The following is a 6,252-nucleotide window of genomic DNA, read 5'->3' on the forward strand; positions in this document are numbered from 1 at the left end:
ACGAGCGCCCGGGCTTCTTTGATCGAGATGATGACGCCCTCGGTGCGCAGCGCCGTGAGGTCGGGGTGGGTGCCGGCGAGCACCTGCCTCATGACGTGGTCCACGTCGTCGCCATCGCCTGCGATGAGGCGGGCGGCGAACGCGTAGGCGAGGGTGGAGCGGCCCGAGCCCGGAGGTCCCGTGATGAGCCACGCGTGGGTCATCGAGGCGGGGTCGGATGCCGCGTCCTGCAGCTGCGCGACCGCCTCGTCCTGCCCCCACACGTCGCCCCACGGCAACTCGTGCACGATTGCGGCGGACTCCATGGGGTCCAGCCTAACCGGGGGCACCGACTCTGTCGGCGGTGTCAGCCCATGGCCCCTCACCGGTGTGTACCTGGGTACTGGTCGGATGCCGATAGTCGCGACCGCAGGCCGATGTGGCGCTGTGGGCGCGTCCGTAGCGTCGAAGGCGACGAAAGGCGCACAGATGATCCGGGTCGAATCCCTGACGAAGAACTACGGCCGCAAGGTGGCCGTGCACGGCATCGACTTCACGGTCGAGCCGGGCCGCGTGACCGGCTTCCTCGGTCCGAACGGAGCGGGCAAGTCCACCACCATGCGCATGATCGTGGGACTGGACCGCCCCACATCGGGTACGGCGGAGGTCAACGGGCGTCCGTATCACGAGCTTCCCGCGCCGCTGCGCGAAGTCGGCGTCCTCCTCGACGCCCGCGCCGCCCACCCGCGCCGCACCGCGTACAAGCACCTGCTGGCGATCGCGGCGACGCACCGCATCGGCGCGGCACGGGTGCGCGAGGTGATGGATCTCGCCGGGCTCGAGGCCGTGGCCGGCAAGCGAGTCGGCGGGTTCTCGCTGGGCATGGGCCAGCGCCTGGGGATCGCCGCGGCACTTCTCGGGGACCCACAGACGATCATCCTCGACGAGCCGGTCAACGGACTCGATCCGGAGGGGATCCTGTGGATCCGGGGCCTGCTGCGCCGGCTTGCGGCGGAGGGCCGAACGGTGCTGCTCTCCTCTCATCTGATGACCGAGATGACCCAGACCGCCGACCACCTCATCGTCATCGGGCAGGGCCGCATCCTCGCCGACGGCCCGATGCGCGACGTCGTCGCCGGCGCCACCCGCTCCGCGGTGCGCGTGCGCGGCCGTCACGTGGATCGGCTGATCGCGGCCATCGCTGCGCCGGAGGTCACGGTGTCGACCTACCCGGACGGCGCTATCGAGATCACCTCGCTCACCGCGGAGCAGGTCGCCGACGCCGCCGCTGCCTGCGGAGCGGTGCTCTACGAGATCACGACCGTCGAAGGGTCGCTCGAAGAGGCCTATCTCTCACTCACCGCCGATTCCGTCGAATACCGATCGGCGCCCGTCGCCGAGGAAGGAGCGGACCGATGATGTCGCTCATCACCAAGGCGCACCGTGCGGACGCCCGCACGCAACGCCCACCGTTCTCGGCAACCCTCCGCTCCGAGTGGATCAAGCTCACCAGCCTGCCGTCGTCGTTCCTCGCGCTCGGCGGCATCCTCGCCATCGGCCTGGGCGGCGCCCTCTTCCTCGCCCTCACCCTCGAGTCGTCGGGCGTGCCGTCCGTGCCGTCCGTCGAGCGGACCCTCGGCGACGTGACGGTCGCGATGGTCGTCGTGGGACAGATCATCGCCGGTATCGTCGGCGTCATGTCGATCGGCGCGGAATACTCCTCGGGCGCCATCCAGTCCACGCTTCTGGCGTCACCGACGCGGCTGCGGGCACTCGGGGCGAAAGCGATCGTGTCGTTCGCTGCGGTGACGGTCGTGTCGCTTGTCACCGTCTTCGGATCATGGGCCGCCACCAATCCGGTGTACGCGCAGTTCGGACTGGACGTGCCGCTCAGTGCGCCCGGTGCGCTGCTGTCGCTGGTCGGCGCCGCCGCATACCTCGGACTGTGCGCGGTGTTCGGAGTCGGCCTCGGCGCCCTCCTCCGCTCGACGACCGCCGGCGCGATTATCGTCTTCGTCGCGACGCTGCTCGGACCCGTACTGACCTCGGTGCTGCCGTACAGCCTCTTCTCGCGTGTCCTGCGCGTCGCACTGCTCGGCAACGCCGGAGACGCCATGACGCGGGTCGGCATCGAAGGGGCCCCCTTCCTCGACGTCTGGGGCGGACACATCAGCCCCGGGGCGGGCTGGTTGTTCGTCTCCGGGTGGGCCGCAGCGGCGCTGATCGCGGGCGCAGTCGCATTGAAGAAGCGCGACGCGTGACGGCACCGTCCGCCTCGTCGCCGGGTGCCGCAGCCGCGGCGCCCGGCGATGCGGTGCGCGCGGATGCCGTGCCCGCGGGTGCGGTGCCCAGGGGCGCGGTACCCACGCCGCGACCGCGCGCGGCGAGCCGAGCGCAGGTCGACGCCTTGGTCCTGGCCGCCTACCTGCTGCTCGCCGGCGCGCTCGGCTATCTGTCGGTCGAGTCGACCATCAGGACACCGCCCGGGCCGATTCTGCTGGTGACAGCGGGGTCGGTGGCCGCCGTGCTCTGCCGCCACCGGTGGCCTCGCGCGTCTTTCCTCGCGCTGCTCGTGCTGCTGATGGCATCGGCGGCGTGGGGCACCGGCGCCGAGACTGCGCTGGTGGTGCTCGCGCTATACATCATCGGGGTCACCAGCCGAGCGGATCGCGCCTGGGCGGCGTTCGGCGTCGCACTGACGGCGGGCGCCGTGGCCGGCCTGATCCTGGCGATCCGGGTGCGGGTCGGCCCGCCGATCCTCGGCCTCGTTCCGCGTTCGGATCTTGAGGCGTGGCCGACGGATTGGGTCAGCAGCCTGGCGCTGTTCGGGGGCGCGGCGCTGATCGCGACCCTCCTCGGGATCAACCGGGGCCACCAGCGGCGTCACGTCGCGGGGCTCGTCGAGCGCGCGGAGCAGATGAAGCGGGAGCGCGACCAGCAGGCGAGCATCGCACGGGCGCAGGAGCGCGAGCGCATCGCGCGCGAGATGCACGACGTGATCGCTCACTCGCTGGCCGTGATGACCGCCCTCGCCGACGGGGCGAGCGCCGTGGCGCCGACGCGCCCCGAGGAGTCCCGGCGGGTGATGGCCCGGGTGGCCGACACCGGCCGGCGCACGCTCGGCGAGGTTCGCCGGCTCCTGGCGCGGGTCGACGACGACGCGGCGACGATGGCGCCGCCCGGCCCCGCACAGCTTCCTGCCCTGGTCGACGAATTCGTCGCCGCCGGACTGCCGGCGCGGCTGGAACTCACCGGCGCCGTCGCCACCGACTCCGCCGTCGGCCCGACCGTCTACCGCATCGTTCAGGAGTCGCTGACCAACGTGCTGCGCCACGCCCGCGACGTGCGGGACGTGTTCGTGCGGGTGGGGCTCGCCGACGACGAGGTGACCATCCTGGTGCAGGACTCCTCCGCGCCGGCCGTGCCCACCGACTCCCCCGGCCGGGGGCTCGTCGGCATCCGCGAGAGGGGGGCGTTCTACGATGGCGAGGTGGAAGCCGGCCCTCGCGACGGCGGTGGCTGGCGGGTTTTCGTCCGACTCCCCCTGAACGGATGATGATGACCGAGGAGGCGGCCGTGACCGACGGCATCCGGGTTCTGCTGGTCGACGATCAGGAGCTGGTGCGCTACGGGCTGCGCCTCGTCCTCGAGGCCGAGCCGGACATCGCCGTCGTCGGCGAGGCCTCGAACGGGGCCGAGGCCCTGCAGTCGGTCCGCCGCCTGCATCCCGACGTCGTGCTCATGGACGTGCGGATGCCGGACCTGAACGGGATCGACGCGACGAGGGAGATCTCGCGCACCCACCCCGACACCCGCGTGCTGGTGCTGACGACGTACGACCGCGATGATTTCGCCTTCGGTGCACTCACCGCGGGAGCCGCCGGCTTTCTGCTGAAGAACACCCGCCCCGATGAGCTCGTCGCCGCCGTGCGCGCGGTGAGGACCGGCGATGCCGTCGTCTCGCCCAGGGTCACGGCCAAACTCATCGAGGTGGCCGTTCCGCACCTCGAACAGCGGAGAGACCGTGACGACGATCTGTCCGTGCTCTCGGAGCGGGAGCGGGAGGTGTTCGTGCTGATCGGGCGGGGTCTGACGAACATCGAGATCGCCGAGGCCCTGCACCTGAGCGAATCCACGGTCAAGGCGCACGTCGGCCGGATCCTCGCCAAGCTCCAGCTCCCCAACCGCGTGCAGGCGGTCATCAAGGCATACGAAGCGGGCGTGGTGTCGGTCGGGGGACGCGAGAGCGCCTCCTGATGTCGGACGGCGCCGACCGCTGCCGTCGGCGACGACCGCCCGGGACCTAGGAGCCGGACTCGCCGGCGAGCACCTCGGCGACACGGCGCTGCACCCGCGCGGCGATCTCGTCCACCGGCAGCCCGGCGTCGACGACGACGAAGCGGGCAGGCTCCGCCGCAGCCAGGGCGAGGAACCCATCGCGCACACGACGGTGGAAGTCGTCCTGTTCTGCCTCGAGCCGGTCGAAGGGCTTGTCGTCCGCGTCCAGCCGCGCCCGCGCGGCCGAGGGGTCGAGGTCGAGCAGCACCGTGAGGTCTGGCAGGGCGCCCTCGGTCGCCCACAGCGACAGGCGTCGCACCTCTCCGGCATCCAGCACCCGACCGGCACCCTGGTAGGCCACCGACGAGTCGAGGTAGCGGTCCTGGATGACCACCTCACCGCGGGCGAGGGCGGGACGCACGAGGGCGGCGACGTGATGGGCGCGATCGGCGGCGTAGAGCAGCGCCTCGGCCCGGGGCGCGATGTCGCCGCGGTGGTGCAGCACGATGTCGCGGACGAGCACGCCCACCTCGGTGCCGCCCGGCTCACGGGTGCGCACGACGGTGCGGCCCTGCTGCTGCAGCCACTGCTCCAGAAGCGCCGCCTGCGTCGTCTTGCCCGCGCCGTCGCCGCCTTCGAATGTGACCCAGAGGCCGCGCGGCCCTTCGACGGGCTCAGGGACCGGGTGGGTGGCCTCAGGGACCGGGTCGCCGTGCGCGGTCACTTCTTCTTGGCCGCGGGCTTGCGCGTGGTCGTCGCCTTGCGGGTCGTGCGCTTGGGAGCGGGACCCTTGGCGCGCTTGTCTGCCAGCAGCTGCACAGCGCGCTCGAACGTGACCTCTTCGGCGTTCTCGCCGCGCGGGATGGTCGCGTTGGTTTCGCCGTCGGTGACGTACGGACCGAAGCGGCCGTCCTTGAGCTTGATCGGCTTGCCGCTGACGGGGTCCGCCTCGAACTCCTTGAGCGCGCTGGATGCCGCGCGGGCACCGTACTTCGGCTGCGCGTACACGGCGAGCGCTTCGTCGAGGGTGATGGAGAACAGCTGGTCCTCGCTCTGCAGCGTGCGGGAGTCCGTGCCCTTCTTCAGGTACGGACCGTACCGGCCGTTCTGCGCGGTGATCTCGGCACCCGTCTCGGGGTCGACTCCCACGACGCGCGGCAGCGCCAGCAGCTTCAGCGCGGTGTCGAGGTCGACGGTCTCCACCGACATGCTCTTGAACAGCGAGGCCGTCCGCGGCTTGGGCGCGGCATCCGCCTTCTTGCGCGTGGTCTTCTTCTTGGGCGCCTCGGCTTCGACCTCGCCGGTCTGCGGGTCGGCGGCATCGGGGTCGACGGGCTCGACCTCCTGCACGTACGGACCGAACCGGCCGTCCTTGACGACGATGAGCTTGCCGTTCTCGGGGTTCTCCCCCAGCACCCGGTCACCGGCGACGGGGGCGTCGATGAGCTCCTGTGCCTTGGCCGGGGTCAGCTCGTCGGGTGCGAGGTCGTCGGGGACGTTGACGATGCGGGGCTTGGCCTCGGGGTCGCCGCTCGCGTCGGGCACCTCGAGGTAGGGGCCGTACTTGCCGAAGCGCAGCGTCGCGACGTCGCCGATGGGCGTGGAGTTGAGCTCGCGCGCGTCGATGTCGCCGAGGTTGTCGACGATGTGACGCAGGCCCACGTGGTCCTTCGAGCCGTAGTAGAAGTCCTTCAGCCACGCCACGCGCTGCTGCTCGCCGCGGGCGATGGCATCGAGGTCGTCCTCGAGGGCGGCGGTGAAGTCATAATCCACGAGGTCGGCGAAGTGCTCTTCGAGCAGCCGCACGACGCTGAACGACAGCCAGCTCGGCACGAGTGCCTGACCGCGCTTGGTGACGTAGCCGCGGTCGAGGATGACGTCGATGATGCTGGCGAAGGTCGACGGGCGGCCGATGCCCCTCTCCTCCAGCGCCTTGACCAGGCTCGCCTCGGTGTAGCGGGGCTTGGGACTCGTGGCGTGGCCCTTGGGCTCGAC

6 protein-coding genes and 1 pseudogene are annotated in these 6,252 nt (G+C 71.3%); 4 read left to right on the forward strand and 3 right to left on the reverse strand.

The window, feature by feature from the left end; genetic code table 11:
- Positions 1–305: pseudogene (locus NQ160_RS16460) on the reverse strand (DNA polymerase III subunit delta'); the annotation flags it as partial.
- 163 nt (positions 306–468) lie between these two features.
- Between NQ160_RS16460 and NQ160_RS16465 the strand changes: the two are divergent.
- The 4 genes from NQ160_RS16465 to NQ160_RS16480 are packed head-to-tail and all read left to right on the forward strand — an operon-like array spanning position 469 to position 4,236.
- Positions 469–1,398 carry an ABC transporter ATP-binding protein gene (locus tag NQ160_RS16465; RefSeq protein WP_257516247.1) on the forward strand — a complete coding sequence of 310 codons (930 nt, stop codon included), beginning with the start codon at positions 469–471 and terminating at the stop codon, positions 1,396–1,398.
- Positions 1,395–2,240: a hypothetical protein gene (locus tag NQ160_RS16470; RefSeq protein WP_257516248.1), complete on the forward strand. Its 846-nt coding sequence runs from the start codon at positions 1,395–1,397 to the stop codon at positions 2,238–2,240. Before NQ160_RS16465 ends, NQ160_RS16470 begins: the two co-directional genes overlap by 4 nt.
- A complete protein-coding gene (locus tag NQ160_RS24900) occupies positions 2,237–3,535 on the forward strand; it encodes a sensor histidine kinase (protein ID WP_257516249.1) in 1,299 nt (432 codons plus the stop codon). The genes NQ160_RS16470 and NQ160_RS24900 overlap by 4 nt, the downstream gene beginning before the upstream one ends.
- 20 nt (positions 3,536–3,555) lie before the next feature.
- On the forward strand, positions 3,556–4,236 hold the full coding sequence (locus NQ160_RS16480) for a response regulator (RefSeq protein ID WP_257516250.1): 681 nt from the start codon (positions 3,556–3,558) through the stop codon (positions 4,234–4,236).
- 46 nt (positions 4,237–4,282) lie between these two features.
- Here NQ160_RS16480 and tmk read toward each other — a convergent pair whose 3' ends face one another.
- Positions 4,283–4,981, reverse strand: a complete 699-nt coding sequence (gene tmk, locus NQ160_RS16485; protein ID WP_257516251.1) for a dTMP kinase — start codon at positions 4,979–4,981, stop codon at positions 4,283–4,285.
- Positions 4,978–6,252: topoisomerase C-terminal repeat-containing protein (locus tag NQ160_RS16490; RefSeq protein ID WP_257516252.1), on the reverse strand; the 1,275-nt coding region annotated here is incomplete at its 5' end. The genes tmk and NQ160_RS16490, both read right to left, overlap by 4 nt.

This window comes from Microbacterium sp. zg.Y909 (assembly GCF_024626565.1).